19 protein-coding genes are annotated in these 17,132 nt (G+C 72.4%); 9 read left to right on the forward strand and 10 right to left on the reverse strand.

Going from position 1 to position 17,132, the window contains the following annotated elements:
* Nucleotides 1-39: 39 nt before the first annotated feature.
* Both EIY87_RS15030 and EIY87_RS15035 read left to right on the forward strand, forming a co-directional pair.
* The gene (locus EIY87_RS15030) at nucleotides 40-534 is read left to right on the forward strand and encodes a phage holin family protein (protein WP_125308311.1); all 495 of its coding nucleotides are present in this window, start codon (nucleotides 40-42) and stop codon (nucleotides 532-534) included.
* A gap of 4 nt (nucleotides 535-538) precedes the next feature.
* Nucleotides 539-1,465 (forward strand): alpha/beta fold hydrolase, encoded by a 927-nt coding sequence (locus tag EIY87_RS15035; protein ID WP_125308312.1) that lies wholly within the window; start codon nucleotides 539-541, stop codon nucleotides 1,463-1,465.
* Here EIY87_RS15035 and EIY87_RS15040 read toward each other — a convergent pair.
* A complete protein-coding gene (locus EIY87_RS15040) occupies nucleotides 1,452-2,540 on the reverse strand; it encodes an FAD-dependent monooxygenase (RefSeq protein ID WP_125308313.1) in 1,089 nt (362 codons plus the stop codon). The genes EIY87_RS15035 and EIY87_RS15040 overlap by 14 nt on opposite strands.
* A gap of 109 nt (nucleotides 2,541-2,649) precedes the next feature.
* Here EIY87_RS15040 and EIY87_RS15045 point away from each other — a divergent pair, with 109 nt between their 5' ends.
* On the forward strand, nucleotides 2,650-3,531 hold the full coding sequence (locus EIY87_RS15045) for a GntR family transcriptional regulator (RefSeq protein WP_125308314.1): 882 nt from the start codon (nucleotides 2,650-2,652) through the stop codon (nucleotides 3,529-3,531).
* On the opposite strand, the gene EIY87_RS15050 is transcribed toward EIY87_RS15045, so the two are convergent.
* The 4 genes from EIY87_RS15050 to nth are packed head-to-tail and all read right to left on the reverse strand — an operon-like array spanning nucleotide 3,528 to nucleotide 6,691.
* A complete protein-coding gene (locus EIY87_RS15050) occupies nucleotides 3,528-4,712 on the reverse strand; it encodes a MarP family serine protease (protein WP_125308315.1) in 1,185 nt (394 codons plus the stop codon). The genes EIY87_RS15045 and EIY87_RS15050 overlap by 4 nt on opposite strands.
* Before the next feature lie 4 nt (nucleotides 4,713-4,716).
* Nucleotides 4,717-5,415 (reverse strand): NUDIX hydrolase, encoded by a 699-nt coding sequence (locus EIY87_RS15055; protein ID WP_125308316.1) that lies wholly within the window; start codon nucleotides 5,413-5,415, stop codon nucleotides 4,717-4,719.
* Complete coding sequence (locus EIY87_RS15060; RefSeq protein WP_125308317.1) at nucleotides 5,412-6,011, reverse strand: TlpA family protein disulfide reductase; 600 nt, start codon at nucleotides 6,009-6,011, stop codon at nucleotides 5,412-5,414. Before EIY87_RS15060 ends, EIY87_RS15055 begins: the two co-directional genes overlap by 4 nt.
* The gene (gene nth, locus EIY87_RS15065; protein ID WP_125308318.1) at nucleotides 6,008-6,691 is read right to left on the reverse strand and encodes an endonuclease III; all 684 of its coding nucleotides are present in this window, start codon (nucleotides 6,689-6,691) and stop codon (nucleotides 6,008-6,010) included. The genes EIY87_RS15060 and nth overlap by 4 nt, the downstream gene beginning before the upstream one ends.
* Before the next feature lie 227 nt (nucleotides 6,692-6,918).
* Here nth and EIY87_RS15070 point away from each other — a divergent pair, with 227 nt between their 5' ends.
* The 4 genes from EIY87_RS15070 (at nucleotide 6,919) to EIY87_RS15085 (ending at nucleotide 11,010) form a co-directional block, all read left to right on the forward strand.
* Entirely contained in the window at nucleotides 6,919-7,170 is a 252-nt protein-coding gene (locus tag EIY87_RS15070) for a hypothetical protein (RefSeq protein WP_013230551.1), read from the forward strand.
* Between the two features lie 150 nt (nucleotides 7,171-7,320).
* Nucleotides 7,321-7,995 (forward strand): Crp/Fnr family transcriptional regulator, encoded by a 675-nt coding sequence (locus EIY87_RS15075; RefSeq protein WP_003081747.1) that lies wholly within the window; start codon nucleotides 7,321-7,323, stop codon nucleotides 7,993-7,995.
* A 404-nt stretch (nucleotides 7,996-8,399) separates the two neighbouring features.
* The gene (locus EIY87_RS15080) at nucleotides 8,400-9,653 is read left to right on the forward strand and encodes an MFS transporter (RefSeq protein ID WP_404800042.1); all 1,254 of its coding nucleotides are present in this window, start codon (nucleotides 8,400-8,402) and stop codon (nucleotides 9,651-9,653) included.
* A 295-nt stretch (nucleotides 9,654-9,948) separates the two neighbouring features.
* Nucleotides 9,949-11,010, forward strand: coding sequence for a DNA polymerase III subunit beta (locus EIY87_RS15085; RefSeq protein WP_125308320.1), 1,062 nt, complete (start codon nucleotides 9,949-9,951; stop codon nucleotides 11,008-11,010).
* A 1-nt stretch (nucleotide 11,011) separates the two neighbouring features.
* On the opposite strand, the gene EIY87_RS15090 is transcribed toward EIY87_RS15085, so the two are convergent.
* Nucleotides 11,012-11,977, reverse strand: a complete 966-nt coding sequence (locus tag EIY87_RS15090) for an Lrp/AsnC family transcriptional regulator (RefSeq protein WP_125308321.1) — start codon at nucleotides 11,975-11,977, stop codon at nucleotides 11,012-11,014.
* Between the two features lie 83 nt (nucleotides 11,978-12,060).
* Here EIY87_RS15090 and EIY87_RS15095 point away from each other — a divergent pair, with 83 nt between their 5' ends.
* Together EIY87_RS15095 and EIY87_RS15100 are read left to right on the forward strand one after the other, a co-directional pair.
* Nucleotides 12,061-12,882 carry a VOC family protein gene (locus EIY87_RS15095; protein WP_125308322.1) on the forward strand — a complete coding sequence of 274 codons (822 nt, stop codon included), beginning with the start codon at nucleotides 12,061-12,063 and terminating at the stop codon, nucleotides 12,880-12,882.
* Nucleotides 12,879-14,045 carry a carboxylesterase family protein gene (locus EIY87_RS15100; protein ID WP_125308323.1) on the forward strand — a complete coding sequence of 389 codons (1,167 nt, stop codon included), beginning with the start codon at nucleotides 12,879-12,881 and terminating at the stop codon, nucleotides 14,043-14,045. The genes EIY87_RS15095 and EIY87_RS15100 overlap by 4 nt, the downstream gene beginning before the upstream one ends.
* Here EIY87_RS15100 and EIY87_RS15105 read toward each other — a convergent pair.
* The 4 genes from EIY87_RS15105 to EIY87_RS15120 all read right to left on the reverse strand — a co-directional run bounded on the left by EIY87_RS15105 (nucleotide 14,023) and on the right by EIY87_RS15120 (nucleotide 17,106).
* Entirely contained in the window at nucleotides 14,023-14,277 is a 255-nt protein-coding gene (locus tag EIY87_RS15105; RefSeq protein WP_125308324.1) for a glutaredoxin domain-containing protein, read from the reverse strand. The genes EIY87_RS15100 and EIY87_RS15105 overlap by 23 nt on opposite strands.
* Complete coding sequence (locus EIY87_RS15110; RefSeq protein ID WP_125308325.1) at nucleotides 14,274-15,044, reverse strand: MBL fold metallo-hydrolase; 771 nt, start codon at nucleotides 15,042-15,044, stop codon at nucleotides 14,274-14,276. Before EIY87_RS15110 ends, EIY87_RS15105 begins: the two co-directional genes overlap by 4 nt.
* Nucleotides 15,041-15,859, reverse strand: a complete 819-nt coding sequence (locus EIY87_RS15115; RefSeq protein WP_125308326.1) for an NUDIX hydrolase — start codon at nucleotides 15,857-15,859, stop codon at nucleotides 15,041-15,043. The genes EIY87_RS15110 and EIY87_RS15115 overlap by 4 nt, the downstream gene beginning before the upstream one ends.
* Nucleotides 15,860-15,966: 107 nt before the next feature.
* Nucleotides 15,967-17,106: a hypothetical protein gene (locus tag EIY87_RS15120; protein WP_125308327.1), complete on the reverse strand. Its 1,140-nt coding sequence runs from the start codon at nucleotides 17,104-17,106 to the stop codon at nucleotides 15,967-15,969.
* Nucleotides 17,107-17,132: the final 26 nt, after the last annotated feature.

Here is a 17,132-nt window from a genome sequence, read left to right on the forward strand (position 1 = left end):
CGCCGCGCCCGGTTTCGGGACACATGGCACGATGACCCGGTGAGCAGCCCCAAACACGAACGCACCGGCCCCGACGGCGTGGGGGCCGTGCCTTACCTCCCGCTGTCCTCCGCGAACGACGTCCCCGGCGACCAGTCGCTCGGCCGCCTGGTCGGCGACGCGACCCAGCACATCTCGACCCTGGTCAGGGCCGAGATGGAGCTCGCGAAGTCCGAGCTGGTCGGCGAGGTGAAGAAGGGCCTCAAGGGCGCCGTCTTCTTCCTGATCGCGCTGACGGTCTTCCTGTACAGCACGTTCTTCCTGTTCTTCTTCGCGGCCGAGGGGCTGGCCCAGTGGCTGCGCTACCGCTGGATCGCGTTCGGCATCGTGTTCGTCCTGATGCTGCTGGTCGCGGGCGTGGCCGGGTTCCTCGGCTACCGCAAGGTGAAGAAGTTCAAGGCACCCGAGCGGACCATCGCCAGCGTCAAGGAGACCGCCGCCGCGCTCAAGCCGCAGAAGGCGGCCGACGCCGACCTGACGACCACCCGCGACTGAGGCGTTGCCCGCTTCCCCCGACCCGTCGAGCGTCCGGCTCGACGGCCCGTGGGCCCACCGCGACGTGTCCGCGAACGGCATCCGGCTGCACGTCGCCGAGCTCGGCGACGGCCCGGTCGTGGTGCTGCTCCACGGGTTCGCCGAATTCTGGTGGACCTGGCACCACCAGCTTCGGGCGCTCGCCGACGCCGGGTTCCGCGCGGTCGCCGTCGACCTGCGCGGCTACGGTGACTCGGACAAGCCGCCCCGCGGGTACGACGCCTGGACGCTCGCCGGCGACGTCGGCGGGCTGATCAAGTCCCTCGGGGCACGCCGGGCGCACCTCGTCGGGCACGCGTGGGGCGGCATGCTCGCGTGGACGGTCGCCGCGCTGCACCCCCGGCTCGTGTCGTCGGTGACCGCGATCGGCGCCGCCCACCCGCTCGCCCTGCGCTCCGGCGCCGCCCGCCCGTGGCGTGGCCAGGGCCGCGCGGCCGGGCACCTCTTCCGCTTCCAGGTACCGATGGCGCCGGAGAAGTGGCTCGTGAAGGACGACGCCCAAGCCGTCGAAGACCTCTTCGGCGGCTGGGCCGGAAGCCGGTGGCGGTCCACTTCGGACTTCGTCGACAGCGTCGAGGAGTTCCGGCACGCCATGCTCGTGCCGGGCGTCGCGCACAGCGCGCTCGAGTACTACCGCTGGGCGTTCCGGGCGCAGTTCCGCGGCGAGGGCCGCCGGTTCACCGATGCCGTCGGCAACCGGATCGCGGCGCCGACACTGCAGCTGCACGGCGCCGACGACACCTGCATCCTTCCCGAAACGGCGACGTCGTCGGTGCGCTGGGCGGGCCCGCACGCCGAGCCGGAGCTCTGGCCGGGCGTCGGGCACTTCCCCCACCTCGAAGTCCCGGACCGCACGTCGGCGGCACTGGTGGACTTCCTCAAGCGAGGCTGATGGCGTTCTTCGCCCGGTCCACCGACTCCTCCGAAGGGCCGCCCTCCGGGTTCTCCGTCGCCAGCGCCTGGTTGAGCGCGACGAACGGCCGCATCCGCCGTTCGTAGGCGGCGAACGCTTCTTCGTGGCCGGCGCGGCCCAGCTCCTGCGCGAGGACGTAGGCGCCGACCAGCGCGAGGCTGGTTCCCTGGCCGGACAACGCGGACGCGCAGTAGCCCGCGTCGCCGACGAGCCCCACGCGCCCGGCCGACCAGCGGTCCAGGTGGATCTGGGCCATCGCGTCGAAGTAGAAGACGTCCGCCGACGCCATGGCTTCGAGCAGCTTGGGCACCTCCCAGCCGACGCCGCCGAGCCGTTCGGCGATCAGCCGCTTCTGCTCCGGGACGGTCAGCCGCGGCAGCGGCGCCGAGCCGAACCCGAGCGTCACGCGCAGCTCGGTGTTGTCCCGCACCGGGTACGCGACGCCGCCGGTGTGCTCGTGGCGGAACCAGACCTGCCAGTCCTCGAGGCCGAGGAAGTTGGGCGCCGGGAAGATCGCCAGGTACTGCCCGAGGTGGCGGGCGAACTCCGCCTCCGGCCCGAACGCGAGCCGCCGCACGGCGGAGTGCAGGCCGTCGGCGCCGATGACGAGGTCGAACGTCCGGAACCCGCCGCGTTCGAACTCGACGCGCACGCCGTGCGGCTCTTCGGTCAGCGCCGTGATCGCGTCGCCGAAGACGTACTCGACGTCGGCCGCTTCGTGCAGGATCGCGACGAGGTCGTCGCGCAGCACCTCGAAGTCGTCGTTGTCGAGCCGTCCGCTGCTGTAGGTGTACTCCTCGGACCGGAACAGCTCCCGGCCCTGACCGTCCACCATGGACATCCCGCGCATCCGGGTGCGCCGCGCGCGCATCCGGTCGCCGAGGCCCATCTCGTCGACGACGTCGAGCGCGACCCCGCGCACGTCGATCGCCTGGCCGCCGGTACGCGGACCGGGCGCGCGCTCGACCACGGTCACCGACCAGCCGTCGCGGGCGAGGAACCAGGCCAGGGTGCCGCCGGCGACGCCGGCGCCGGAGATCAGGATGTTCCGCATGTTTCCTCCAGAGTCGTACACTGCTGTGCACCACCGTGGAGTTCGCGCAGGTGCAGCGCCAAATCTGTACTAGTACAGACGGCCTGCTGTGCTAGGTCAGGAGACAGCCGTGAAGTACGTGGTCATCGCCGAGGAACTGCGGGGCCGGATCACGCGCGGCGAGCTGGCGCCGGGCGCGCGGGTGCCGTCGACGCGGCGGCTCGCCACCGACCACGGCGTCGCGATGGCGACCGCGGCGAAGGCGCTCGCCCTGCTGAGTCAGGAAGGTTTGGTGCGCGCGGAACCGCGGTCCGGCACGGTCGTCGCGGGCCGCGAAAGCCGTGGCGGCCAGCGGGGTCTGACCCGCGACCGGCTCGTGCGCACGGCCATCGACATCGCCGACGCCGAGGGGCTGGGCGCGCTGTCGATGCGCGGCGTCGCGGCCCGGCTCGGCGTCGCCCCGATGGCGCCGTACCGGTACGTGCGCGGCCGGGACGAGCTGGTGCTGCTCATGGCCGACGCCGCGTTCGGCGAGCGCGGCTACCCGGCGAAGCCGTCGGGCGACTGGCGCGAGCGGCTGACGCTCGGCGGCCGCACGCTCTGGTCGCTCTTCAAGCGCCACCCGTGGCTGGCGCAGCTCGGGCCGGTCACGCGGCCGCTGCCGCTGCGCAACCTCGCGACCCACGGCGAGTGGGCGCTGTCCGCGCTGGCCGAGCTGGGGGTGGACGCGGCCACCCTCTGCGACCTGCACGTCCTGTTCTTCAGCCACGTCCAGGGCATGGCGATCCACCTGGAACGCGAGCAGAGCGCGCTGGCGTCCTCCGGGCTGACCGAGGACGACTGGATGGACCACCAGGGGCCCGCCGTCGCGGCGATGACGGCCGGGCACCCGACGTTCACGCGGATGCTCGCCGACCTGACCGAAACCGGCTACGACCTGGTGCTCGACGACATCTTCGAGTCGGGCATGCGGGCGCTGCTGGACGGCCTCGCGCTGCGGTTCGGGCGTTAGGCGGCGCAGGAGCCGGTCGACACGTTCGACGTCTGCGACGGCGCCGCGTCGACCTCGGCGCGGACCTGCTCGGCCGTCAGCGTGAAGCCCGTCTCCGGGTCTTCCACCGCCGCGCCGAACACGACGCCGATGACCTTGCCGTCCGGGGTCACCATCGGGCCACCGGAGTTGCCGCTGCGGATCTCCGCGCGGACCGTGAAGACGTCCCGCTGGACGGTGTTGGCCTCGTAGATGTCGGGACCGCGCAGGTTGATCCGGCCGCGCACGCGGGCAGGCGTCGCCCGGTACGGGCCGTCGAGCGGGTAGCCGAGCACGATCGCGCTGTCGCCCGCCCGCGCCGTCTCCGGGGCGAACTGCAGCGGCTCGGCGCGCAGCCGCGGCACGGCGAGCACCGCGATGTCGACCTCCGGGTCGAAGTAGACGACGCGCGCGGGGTAGTCACCCTGGGTCGTCTCGATGCCGACGGTGTCGGTGCCGGCCACGACGTGCGCGTTCGTCATCACCCGCTGCGGCGCGATGACGAACCCGCTGCCTTCGAGGGACCGCGAGCACGAGCTGGCGCTGCCGCGGATCTTGACCACGCTGCCGTGCAGCTCCTGGACGGTCCCGCTGCCCTGCAGGGCCGGGTCCGGCGGCGAGGTGTCCGCCGTCGGCGCCTTGTCGAAGGGATCCATGATGGTGGGGAAGCCGGACGCGTCGAGCAGCTTGCGCAGCTGGCTCGGGAAGCCCTGCGCGGCCGCCGGCATGGTGTCGTTGACCTTGCCGAGCACGACCGAGCCGTTGATCGCCTTGGCCAGGCCCGGCAGGCCGGACACGGTCGTCAGCGGCGTCGCGATCAGCCACGCGACCACGAAGACGACCAGTGCCTGCACGACCGCGCCGAGCGTCTTGTCGACGCCGGAGAGCTTGTCGGGCCGGATCTTCTGGCGGAGCTTGCGCCCCACGTAGACGCCGACGGCCTCGCCGAACGCGACGAGGAACACGACGGTCGCGACCGCGAAGGCGACCTTCCACACCGGGTCGTCGAAGAACGAGACCACCACCGGCGCCAGCTTGATCCCCACGATCGCGCCGAGCACGACCCCGACCAGCGACGGCAGCGCGATGATCACGCCCTGGTACGCGCCGGACACCGCCGCCAGCAACGCGAGCAGCAGGACCAGCACATCGACCCAGTTCACGGCGTCACCTTTCCCCGTCCACCCGCGCCCGGTACGCGGCCAGCGCCTCGTCGAGGTCCCGGACGTCGCCCGGGTCCCAGTCGCGCTCCCAGCCTCCCAGGCTCAGCAGGACCGACAGCAACCCGGCGGTGAACCCCCACACGAACAGGCCGCTGACCTCGAACGCGGGCCCCTTCCACGGCGCGCCTGCCTTCTTGACCGTGAACCGGTTCGCCGGGTCGACCAGGTCGGCGACGGCGACGCGGGCCACGGACGCCGTCTCGGCCGGGTCCACCGCGTGCACCGGCGACGGCTCCGCCCAGTGCGCCAGCACCGGCGTCACCGCGAACCCGGACACCGGGACGAACAGCTCCGGCAGTACCGCGACCGGCCGGACGCCGGACGGGACGACCCCGGTTTCCTCCTCGGCCTCCCGCAGCGCGGTGCCGATCGGGCCGCCGTCGCCCTCCTCGGCGCCGCCGCCGGGGAACGAGACCTGGCCGGCGTGCGAGCCGAGCGTGTCGGCGCGCCGCTGGAGCAGGACGTCGGGTTCTCCGTCGGCTTCGCGCTCGCCGAAGAGGACGAGCACCGCCGCGGCGCGGGTGTACGCGGCTTCGGGCGGGCTGAACCGCGTGAACGTCTTCGCGTCGACCTCGCCGCTGACCTTGACCAGCGGCCGCAGCCACTCGGGGACCGACTCCGGCTCGACCAGTGGTCCGATCACGATGCCCCCTCGACTGCCGCGCGCACCTGGTCAGTGTTCCCGAAGGTGCGGGGATTCGCGATGAACCGGACCTCGCCGCCCGCGGTGACCAGGTAGGACGCCGGGAGCGCGGCGGGCACCTTGAGCGCCGTCCGGACCGGGCCGCTGCCGCCGTCCCCGTCGAACACCGACGGGAGGTGCACGCCCAGCCGCGCGAGGAGGTCCAGGCCGTCCTTCGCCGGGCTCTGCACCTGGACGCCGAGGACGCGCACGGCACCCGGCTGCTTCGCGTACTCCTGGAGCACGGGCAGCTCGGTCCGGCACGGCTGGCACCACGACGCCCACACGTTGACCAGCACCGGAGCGCCGGCGAGAGCCTGGCCGACGTCGACGCCCGCGCCGTCGCCGAGGCACTCCGCCTTGACGCCTTCGAGCTGCTTCACCGGCGGCCCGGAGCCCGGCGCGGGGCACGGCTGGAGCGCCGCCGCCGAGCGGGCGGGCCCGAGGTCCTCGGTCGGCTTCGCGGCGGTGTCGCCACCCCCGCGGGGCAGCAGCGCGACGATCAGCGCCACCGCCAGCACCGCGGCGGCGAGCGCCCATTTGGTGACTCTCGTCACCGGGGCGCCGCCAGGGCGAGGATGTGGTCCTTTTCGACGCCCTTGACCAGTTTCGCGGCTTCTTCGAACCCGGTCGGGCCGGTGCCGTACGACGGGCAGTCCTTGGCCAGCGGGCAGGCGCCGCAGGCGGGCTTCTTGGCGTGGCAGACGCGGCGGCCGTGGAAGATCACCCGGTGCGAGAGCATCGTCCAGTCCTTGCGGGGGATCAGCTCGCCGACCGCGTGCTCGACCTTGACCGGGTCCTCTTCGGTGGTCCAGCCCCAGCGCCGGACCAGGCGGCCGAAGTGCGTGTCGACGGTGATGCCGGGGACGTCGAAGGCGTTCCCGAGCACGACGTTGGCGGTCTTGCGGCCGACGCCGGGCAGGGTGACGAGGTCGTCGAGCTTGGCGGGCACCTCGCCGTCGAAGCGCTCGACCAGCGCCGCGCCGAGCCCCATCACGGAGTTCGCCTTGGCCCGGTAGAAGCCGGTGCTCCGGAGGTACTCCTCCAGCTCGGTGCGGTCGGCGCCCGCGTAGTCGGCGGCGGTCCGGTACCGCTTGAACAGCGCGGGGGTGACGAGGTTCACCCGGACGTCGGTGGTCTGCGCGGACAGCACGACCGCGACCAGCAGTTCCAGCGGCGTGGTGAAGTCGAGCTCACAGTGGGCGCCGGGATACACGTCGTCCAAGCAACGCTTCATCCGCCTGGCGCGTCTCACCAGAGCCAATCGGCTTTCACCAGCGCCCTCACGGGGGGCGTTCGTGGTGGCAGGAGGCACCCCGATAGCCTACGGGCGCCGTCGGACGAGCCGGTCAGTGCACCGGTGGACGACCGACACGCCAGAGCACCACCTCGGCGCAGTTTTCCGGCCGCCATGAGCGAGGATCTGGAGTAGATGCTTTTCACTGAGTGTTTCGGGGTCCGGTCATGACTGTCTGGTTCGTCATCCTGGTCCCCCTCGTGATCATGTTCTTCGCGCTCTTCATGGAGCGCGTGGAAAGCCGGCTCAAGCACGTCGCGGTGCAGGAGAACGAGGTCGAAGAGTTCCTCGAGCAGGCGCAGCCCAACGAGGTCAGGGCGCTCTACGGGCACGGCATCGGCCGCGCGCTGGAGCTGTTCCGGCTGCGTAGGCTGGGCGGACGGGCAGCCAGGCTACGCGCGCGTCGCGTGCGGAGTTAGGCTCCACGTTCGAACGAGATCATCCGGCGGGCGCGCGCGTCCGACGGGCGATCTCGGGAGTACGCCCTAGACTGACGCGCAAGTGATCGGCGTCACGCTCTCCCGGCCCAAGGGGGAGCGTGAACGTTTCTCGACGAGGAGGCACCCGAGGTGGACGAAACCCTGGCCCGTGCGGGCATTTTCCAGGGTGTGGAGCCGGCAGCGGCGGAGGCGCTGGCCCAGACCTTGGAATCCGTGGAGTTCCCCCGCGGCCACGTCATCTTCAACGAGGGCGAACCCGGCGACAAGCTGTACATCATCCAGTCCGGCAAGGTGAAGATCGGCCGCAAGTCCCCGGACGGCCGCGAGAACCTGCTGGGCATCTTCGGCCCGTCCGACATGTTCGGCGAGCTGTCCATCTTCGACCCAGGCCCCAGGACGTCGAGCGCGACCACGGTCACCGAGGTCCGCGCGGTCACCATGGACCGCCCGGCCCTGCGCCAGTGGATTTCGACTCGCCCGGAGATCGCCGAGCAGCTGCTGCGCGTGGTCGCGCGCCGCCTGCGCCGGACGAACAACATGGTCGCCGAGCTGATCTTCACCGACGTCCCCGGCCGCGTGGCGCGCGCGCTGCTGCAGCTCGCGCAGCGGTTCGGCAGCCAGGAGGCGGGCCTGCTGCGGGTCACGCACGACCTGACGCAGGAAGAGATCGCCCAGTACGTCGGCGCGTCCCGCGAGACCGTCAACAAGGCGCTGGCCGACTTCGCCCACCGCGGCTGGCTGCGGCTCGAAGGCAAGAGCGTGCTGATCCTGGACCCGGAGCGCCTGGCCCGCCGCGCTCGCTGACTCCTCCGTTTCAAGGCCGTGAAGGCCACCTTCAGGAACTCTAAGTTCCTCAAGGTGGCCTTCACGGCTTTCCCGGGCAACAACAAAGAGCCGGGCGCCACCCCCGACGTGGCGCACCGGCTCTTCGTTGTTGCGCGGACCATCCCCCGACGATCCGCGCTCCCCGCCCTCCGGACCAGGCCCCGACCCATATGCCGGAGGGAGCTGGGTTCTGTGCTGTTGTTCAACCATCACGGCCCATACCCACGAATTCAAGGCCATTCACTCTCAAGGACGCGGTCGGGGTCGTTTCGTTGCACGAGTTCACGGAGAATATCGTGACTGTTACCCGATCGAGACCTGGTGACGCAGCTGACCCGTAAATAACTGGTACCCACGTACCACTCTGCGTCATACTGGTACGCGTGTCCCACTCCGAAGGTCGTACGTCTCTGGCCGACTACCGCAGCGCGCTGACGACCCGCGCGGCGCGGCGGCCCGTCGTCGCGTCCCTGCTCGCCCGCCTGCCGATCGCCATGATCGGCATCTCGGCCCTGCTCTACGTCCAGCGCGAAACCGGCTCCTTCGCCGCCGCGGGACTCGTCTCGGCAGGTTCACTCGTCGGGGTGTCGGTCGGCGCCGTCGTGCAGGGCAGGCTGATCGACCGGTTCGGGCCGACGCGGCCGCTGCTCGTGGTCGCGCTGTTCTCGGCGCTCTCGATGGCGGCACTGGTGACGGCGATCGAGTCCCACGCGGCGACGCCCGTGCTCGTCGCGCTGGGCGCGGTGACCGGGCTGTCGGAGCCGATGGTCGGGTCGGCATCGCGGGCGCTGTGGACGCGGCTGCTGCCGCCGGGTGGCGCGCGCAACGCGGCGTTCTCCTACGAGGCGATCAGCATGGAGGTCTTCTTCATCCTCGGCCCCGGCGTGGCCGGGCTGCTGGTGCTGGCGCCGTGGGCGGGGACCGGCCTGGTGCTGGGCGTCGCGCTGCAGTTCACCGGCGCGGTGCTGTTCGCGCTGAGCCCGGCGGTGCGGGCGTGGGGCCCGTCGTCGACGTCGTCCGGTTCCCTGCTGGGCGCACTGGCGAGCCCGGGCATGCGAACGCTGGCGCTCGCCGCGCTGGGCTTCGGCGTGGTGATCGGGTTCGTGGAGGTCGCCGTGCCGGCGTCGGCGACCGAGGCCGGCTCACCCTCGTTCGGTGGGCTGCTGCTCTCGGCGTGGTCGCTGAGCTCGGTCGCGTTCGGGGTGGCGTACAGCCTGCGCCCGTGGCCGCGGCAGCTGGGCCAGCGGCTGCCTGCGCTGCTCGGCGGGTTCGGCGCGCTGGTGGCACTGCTCGCGTGGCCGTCCTCGCTGTGGGGCCTGGCCCTGATGATGCTGCTCGCGGGCGCGCTGATCACGCCCCAGTCGACGGCCCACTCGGCGGCGATCGAGCTGGTCGCGCCGGAGGGGACGGCGGCGGAGGCGTTCGGCTGGGTGCTGACGGCGGTGACGCTGGGCCTGGCCGCCGGCCAGTCGGTGAGCGGCTACCTCGTCGAGCACGCCGGCCCTTCGACGGCCTTCCTGGCGGCGAGCGTGGCGGGGCTGGTGCTGGCGGCGGCGGTCTGGCTGCTGCGGGGGACGGTCCGTCCGGCTGTGGCGACCACCGCCCCGGCGCCCGCCCTGGTCGGCGCCGGCCACTGACCCCAGCGCCCCAAGGTGGCCTTGGTTGCGTCTGACGCACCGAAGGCCACATTGATCCAGGACCTCCCGTCTGGGTCCCGGCAAAGTCGCCTGGCCGCGTGGTCTCCCGGCGCCGCGGGAATGTCATGAAAGGGTCGTTCATGTCGTCTGGCGAGGTGAACGACCCTTTCATGACATCGCGGACCGGCCGCACCGGCCCGACTTTGCCGAGACCCTGACCTCCCACGCGCGCGTTTGCGCAGGTCAGCGGCCTCTCGCGCGGTTTTTGTCGGTGCTCGCCGCTAGCTTCTGCGGCATGGACGTCACCGCGCCTGCCCACCGCCTCTCGGCGGCCGTCTCCGCCGCGTCGCGTCTGCTGCCCGCCCGCGCCGGGCTGCGGCTGCGGGCCGACGCGGCGGGGCTGACCGTCGCCGGCAGCGACCCGGATCGCACCGTCCGGTTCGACTGCCCGTCGACCACGCACACCGACGGCTCGGTCGTCGTCCCGGCGGCGCCGCTGGTGGAGACGCTGAAGGTGCTCGACGCCGAACTGGTCCGCCTGGTCGTCGAAGGCAGCCGCCTGGCCCTGCGGCTGGACAACGCCCGCTTCGCCCTCCCACTCCTCCCGGACACCGAGGCGGCCGACGGCCCGCCCGCCCAGGTGTCCGAAGTGGACGGTGCGGCGTTCGCCTCGGCGCTGCGGATCGTGGCGGGAACGGCGGCGAAGGACGACCCCCTCCCGCTGTTCACCGGCGTCCGCCTCCAAGCGGACGGCGACCGCCTGACGCTGACGGCGTCGGACCGCTACCGGATGGCGGTGGCGCGCCTGCCCCTGCTGTCCCCGGGCGAGCTGGACGTCCTGGTCCCGGCGGCCCTGCTGTCCGAAGCGGCCCGCCAAGCCCGCGGCCGCGTCGGCCTGCACGTCGGCCCGGGCCGGTTCGGCGTGAGCTGGCCCGGCGGCCTGGTCGGCACGGCGGTCCTGGACGCGGGCTTCCTGTCCGAGGACTCGATCCACTCGGCCGCGGTCGACACGACGGTGTCCCTACCAGCGGACGCCCTGGCGGCGGCCGTTCGCCGCGTCGGGGTGTACGCGGAGGACCGCCGGGTCCTGACCCTGGAGGTCGGCGACGCCCAGATCCGCCTGGCGAGCGCCCGCCAGGACACGGGCGAAGCGGAGGAAACCCTGAAGGCCGACGTCACCGGCGGCCGGACGTCACCGTCGTTCCAGGCGCGCTACCTGCTCGACGCCCTGCAGGCGTTCGGCGGGGAGCGGGTGGTGCTGTCGATCCAGCCGGGGATGCGGGCGTGCGTCCTGCGAGCAGCGGAGCCGGGGGAGGTGGCACTGACGTACTACCTGATGCCGATGCTCACGAGGTAGCTCACGGTGCCAGCGTGCCGAAGCGCTTCAGCGTCCTGATCATCGGCGCCGTCTCCACCTGCCGCACGCCCGGGAGCCCGCCCAGGTCGTCGGCCAGGTACGAGTACAGCGCCGCGTCGTCGCGGCAGCCGACGTTGGCCACCAGGTTGGCCGGGCCCGTGGTCGCCGCCGCGAAGGCGACCTGGGGGTGGGTGGCCAGGGCTTGGCCTGCCGACTCCAGGGCCGAGGGGGCCACCGTCAGCCAGAGCGTCGCGGTCAGGGGGTAGCCCAGCAGGGCCGCGTCGACCTCGACGTCGAAGTACAGCGCTCCCGACGACCTCAGCGCCTCCAGGCGACGGCGGACCGTCGACTCCGAGCGGCCCGACACCGTGGCCAATGTCGACATGTCGGCCCGGCCGTCGTGGGCCAACGCCGCCAGGAGGGCCGGGTCGCCGGGCTCGGGGCGGTACACCACCCCGGAGGCCGGCTCGCGGCGCAACGCGGCCACCTCCGGAGCCGTCAGCGCGCTCGATCGGCCCGGCCAGCCCGCGGGTCCGCCGGCGAACCGGCGCAGCAGCCGGTACGCCGTCATCGACACCACCCGCGGCGTCTTCGGCAGTTGACCCAGCAGCAGGCCGTCCGCCTGCTCGCGCAGCGGTGCCCGGATGAAGCACACGATCTCCGTGCCGCCGGACATCAAGCTGACCCACTGCGTGTCGTCGCGGCGGGCCAGCGCGGCGGCGATCGCGGCCGCCGCGTCCGGGACGCAGCCGAGGCGGATCAGCCAGTGGACCTGACCCAGCGGCGCCGCTTCCGGGACGCCGACCACGCGCAGCACGCCGGACGAGCGCAGCTTCCGGTAGCGGCGGGCCACCGTCTGGTCCGAGACACCCAGCACCGCCGCGATCGTGCTGAACGACGCGCGGCCGTCGAGCTGCAGCGCGTGCGCCAGCCGCCGGTCGAGGTCGTCGAGCAGGCCGGATTCCACCAGCAGAGCCTATGTGGTGTCGAATTCCGGGCACAAACCCGCCGTGAAAGGAGAAAAGGCCGCCGGGAGACCAAGCTCAAAGCATGCCCATCGACCACACGGTCTTCCTGACCAGGGACTACGCCGAAACCTGGCGGCGCTACGAAGAACTCGGCTTCACGCTGAGCCCGCCGTCGCGGCACTTCGCGTCGCGCACCGGCGACAGCGAACCCGTCCCAAGCTGCACCGCGAACCGCTGTGCCTACTTCGGGGACTCGTTCCTCGAACTGATCGGCATCGTCGACGAAGCCGCCGGGGATCCGTGGCGCGTCCTGCCGATCCTGGACGCCCGCGGCGACGGCCTGCACGGCTGCTCCTTCGGCGTTGTCGACTCCGCGGCGGCCGAGCGCCGGCTCCGCGAAGCCGGGCTCTCGGACTCGGGCGTGCTGAAGCTGCAGCGGGACGTCGAGCTGCCGGAAGGCACGCGCACCGCGCGCTTCCGCAGTGTCCACATCGGACGGGACCACACGCCCGAGGGCATCCTGCACACGGCCGAGCACCTCACCCCGGAGTACATCCACCAGCCGCGCTACCTCGGGCACCCGAACGGCGCCCGCGGCGTCGCCGGGATCCTGCTGGTCGTGCCCGACGCCGAGGTCGCCGCGTACCGGGACCGCTACGCCGTGATCACCGGCGAAAAGCGGCTGGTGGACATCGAAGGCGTGAGCGATCTCGACGCCGTCCTGCCCGGCGAAACCCCGAAAGCACTGCCCTACTTCGCCGCCCACGGCGTGGTCGTCGAGGACCTCTCGAAGGCGCGGAAACTGGTCGAAGCGCACGTCCCGACGATCACCAGGCCGGGCGGGTTCTTCGTCCGCGCCGAAGACGCGGGTGGCGCCGCGCTGTACTTCGAGGAGGCACGATGATCGTCGAAACCACCACCGGACTCGTCCGCGGCGAGCGGGGCGCCTTCCGAGGAATCCCTTACGCCACCGCGAAACGCTTCGAACCGCCACAGAAGCCGAAGCCGTGGAGCGGGGTGAAGGACGCGCTCGAGCCCGGTCCCGCCGCGCCGCAGCCGCCGTCTCGGCTGGAGCACGCGCTCGGGCCGATGCCCCTGCCGCAGAGCGAAGAGTGCTTGTGCCTCAACGTCTTCACGCCGTCGACGACCGGGAGCCGCCCGGTGCTGGTGTGGATTCACGGCGGTGGCTTCTCCAGCGGTTCGGGCGGCCAGGTCTGGTACACCGGCACGCGCCTGGCCCGGGAGGCCGACGCCGTCGTCGTGACGCTCAACTACCGCCTGGGCATCCTCGGGTTCCTGAGCGCCGAAGGGATTCCGCCGAACCTCGGGATCGCCGACCAGCTGGCCGCGCTGGACTGGGTGCGGGACAACATCGCCGCGTTCGGCGGGAACCCGGCCGAACTCACCCTCGGCGGGCAGTCGGCGGGCGCGCAGTCGACACTCGCCCTGTGGTCGTCGCCGCGAGCGCACGGCCTGATCAAGCGGATCGCGCTGCAGAGCGCCCCGCTCGGCATGCGACCGTCCACAAGAGACGAAGCCGCAATGTCCACCGAGAAGTTCACCGAAGCCTTGGGCGGCAACGACATCCGGACCGCCCCGGTCGAGCGGTTGCTGGCCGCGCAGCTCGCGGTCCCGGGCAAGCCGGGCTCGATCGAGCCGCCGTTCCAGCTGGTCGCCGACGACGACCTCGTCGCGGCCGACCTGATCGAGGCCGCACCGCAGGGACCCGCGCTGATCAGCTGGACGCGGGAGGAGCTACGCGCCTTCGTTCCCGACGCGCCCCAAGACGCCATCGAGCAGGCGAACAGCTTCTTCACCAGCGAACGGCTGGTGAAGAAGCTCGACGCCGTCACCTACCGCTTCGACTGGCAGGCGCCCGGCAACCGGTTCGGCGCCTGCCACTGCCTCGACATCCCGTTCCTCTTCGGCACCCACGACGTCTGGCCGGCGCCGATGCTCGAAGGCGCCCCGAAGGGCCTCGAAACGGAGACGGGTTTGCGTGAGGTGTGGGCCGCGTTCCTGCACGGAACGCCGCCCGGCACCATCAGCCCGCCGAAGCTGCCTTGACGGCGGCCTCGACTTCGGCGAAAGAGGGGTTGACCATGGCCGTCGACCCGACGATGACCGTCGGGACCGTCTCGTTCCCGTTCGCGACCTCGCGCACGCGCGCGGCCGCGGCCGGGTCCTCCCAGATGTTGATCTTCCGGACGGTGAAGCCGCTCTTCGACATCGGCCGGTCCAGCGCGGCGCAGAAGCCGCACCCCGGGCGCCAGTAGAACTCGACCTCGACGTTGCTCATCCCTGTTCCTCCGACCGCAAGTAGTCCAGCTGCGCCTGCACGCTCAGTTCGGCGGGCGCCCACAGCGCCCGGTCGACGTCGGCGTACACGACCTCGACGACCTGACGCGGCGTGGCGTCCGCCCCCAGCTCCTGAAGAGCGGAACGCACCTGGTCGATCCGCTGTTCCCGGTGGGCGAGGTACTCACGGGCGGTAGCCGGCAGGTCGGGCAGCTCCGGACCGTGCCCCGGCAGCCCGGTCGTGCCCGGCGGGAGGTCGATGAGCTTGCGCAGCGAGCGCAGGTAGTCGCCGAGGTCGTGCAGCACCGTGGTGCCGCGGCCGAGGATGGTGTCACCGGTCAGCACCTGGCCGTCGAGCACCAGCGAGACGGAGTCGTCGGTGTGGCCGGGGGTGTGCAGGACGCGCAGGGAAAGGCCGCCCGCCTCGATCACCTCGCCGTCCGCGAAGGACGACGCGCCGACGCACAGCGAGGGGTCGAACGCCCGCACCGGCGCGCCGACGCGCTCGGCGAACCACGGCGCGCCCTCGGCGTGGTCGGGGTGGAAGTGCGTGAGGAGCACCAGCTCCACCGGGCCGACGCCGGCCAGCAGCTCGAGGTGCTCGAGGTCGCGGTACCCCGGGTCGACGACCACGGCCGGCGCCGACGGCGTCGCCCGCAGCACCCAGCTGTTGGTCCCTTCGAGCGTCATCGACGACGGGTTGTTCTCCAGCAGCACCGAAGCCGTCCCGGTCACCTGGCGCAGCACGCCGTACGCGGGGGCGCTCATCGCTTCTCCAGCACGACTCGGACGTGGTCGTTCTCGCGGATCAGCGTCGGCGCGATCCGGACGATCTCGCGCGGCGCGGCCAGCACGTCGTCGGCCGTCGCGAACCGCGCGAGTTCGCTCAGCGTCAGCCACGTCGGCGGCATCAGCATCCGCCGTCCTTCGCGCGCGTCGGCGATCGCGTCCTCGGGGCGCTGCCAGCCGGAGCTCGACGCCTCCGACGTCGCCCCGTCGGCCTGCTGGCCCTCCGGCAGCTTCGCGACGTAGAAGCGGGTGTCGTAGCGGCGCGGCTCCTGCTCAGGCGTGATCCAGTGCGCCCACGGGCGGAGGAGATCGGCGCGCAGCGTCAGGCCCGCGTCGGCGAGGAACCCGGCCAGCGACACCTCCCGCGTCTCCAGTGCCTGGCGGGCGGCGGCGTACGGCTCGACGTCGGTGAGCACGGTTTCCGCGCCGCCCGCGAGCAGCACGCCGGACTCCTCGAACGTCTCACGCACCGCCGCGCAGGTCAACGCGCGGGCGAGGGCCTCGTCACAGCCGAACCGCGTGGCCCACCACGACGGCTCCGGGCCGGCCCACGCCACCGACGCGTCCGCGTCGCGCTGGTCGACCCCGCCGCCGGGGAACACGGTCATCCCGCCCGCGAACGGCATGCCCTTGACCCGGTGCTGCAGGAAGACCTCGACGCCGTCGGCGCCGTCCCGGACCAGGATCACCGTCGCCGCGTCCTTCGGCGTCGCCGGCGGGCCGTCGGCGTTGGCGCGGGTCGCTACCCCGGCGCCTACCGGGATGTCGAAGACAAACTCCGTTGGCTGCTCCACCCGGGCAACATACCTCCGCCACCCGACGTCCCGTCGCGCAGTTGTGGCATCCCAGACACAGCGAAAGCGGCACTTTCACGTGAAAGTGCCGCTTTGCGCCGCAAAGCCTAGGGGGCGGTCCAGCCGCGCTGGTCGCCGCCGGAGCGGGAAGCGCCGTTGAGCCGCATCTTCGCCGCCTCGGCCCGCTCGCGCTCGGCCAGCTCGGCGTGCAGCTCGCGCAGCAGCGCCCGGTCGCGCTCGCTCAGGCTCGGGTCGTCGAGGTCCAGCGCCGGCAGCTCGACGACTTCGTGCATCGACGGCTTGCCCGCGGCGATCTCGCGACCCTTCTCCGGGTCTTCGGCCAGCGCCTGCCGCAGCTGCGCGACCTCCGCCGGCGTCAGGTCGGCGGTGCGCTCCGCGCGCGTCTCCGACCGCTCGGACCGCGCCTTGCGGGGCGGCTCCGGCACCGACGGCGGCGACACGATCGGCACCACCGGGGCGACCGGCTCGGGCGGCGCCGTCGTGGTGCTGCTCGACCGCATGCTGTGCCTGCTGCCCGATTCCGCGACCGGCTCCGGCGTCACCGGGGCCGGCGGCTTGACGACCGGGTCGGGCCGAAAGGACGACGCGCTCGACGTCGTGCTCCCGGTCACCCAGGCCGGCGACGCGGCGGCCGAAGCGGCCTGGTGGTACTCGGAGTGCGCCACGCCCGGGCCGCTGACCTCGACGACGGAGTGGATCCCGGCCCGGCGCAGCGCCGTGTCGACGCGGAACGCAACGGCGGGCGGGTTGCCCTCCGGTCCCAGCTCGACGAGCACCACGCGCTGCGGCAGCGCGCCCGGCACGCTGCCGGCCGGCGTGTTGCGCCACACCGCGTGCACCGACCGGACGTCCGGCAGGACCTGCAGCGTCCGGTCGAGCGCCTCGGCGATGCCGAACTCCGGGGAGTTCTCGCCGCTGAACCGGTGCGTGTTGACCGGCTCGGCCTCGTCGACCAGCAGGTCGTTCGCCAGCGTCGCGTCCGAGCGGCTCATCTCGAGCACCAGCGCGAGCTCGCGCTGTTCGGCGGAGCTGACCGGGATCCGGCCCGCGATGAGCGTGCCGGTGGTCAGCTCGACCGCCTCGTCGATGTGGGCCCGGGCGATCAGCTCACGCGCTTCGGTGAGCGCGCTGTCGTCGATCCGGCCCGCCAGGGCCAGCAACAGGTTGTGCAGGCGCAGGGGCACCGAAAACCCGTCCATGGGCGGGCCGTCGTGGACCTCCACCATTGCCTTGCTCCCTCCCAGCTCGCTGG

It is taken from the genome of Amycolatopsis eburnea (assembly GCF_003937945.1).
Lineage (GTDB): Bacteria > Actinomycetota > Actinomycetes > Mycobacteriales > Pseudonocardiaceae > Amycolatopsis > Amycolatopsis eburnea.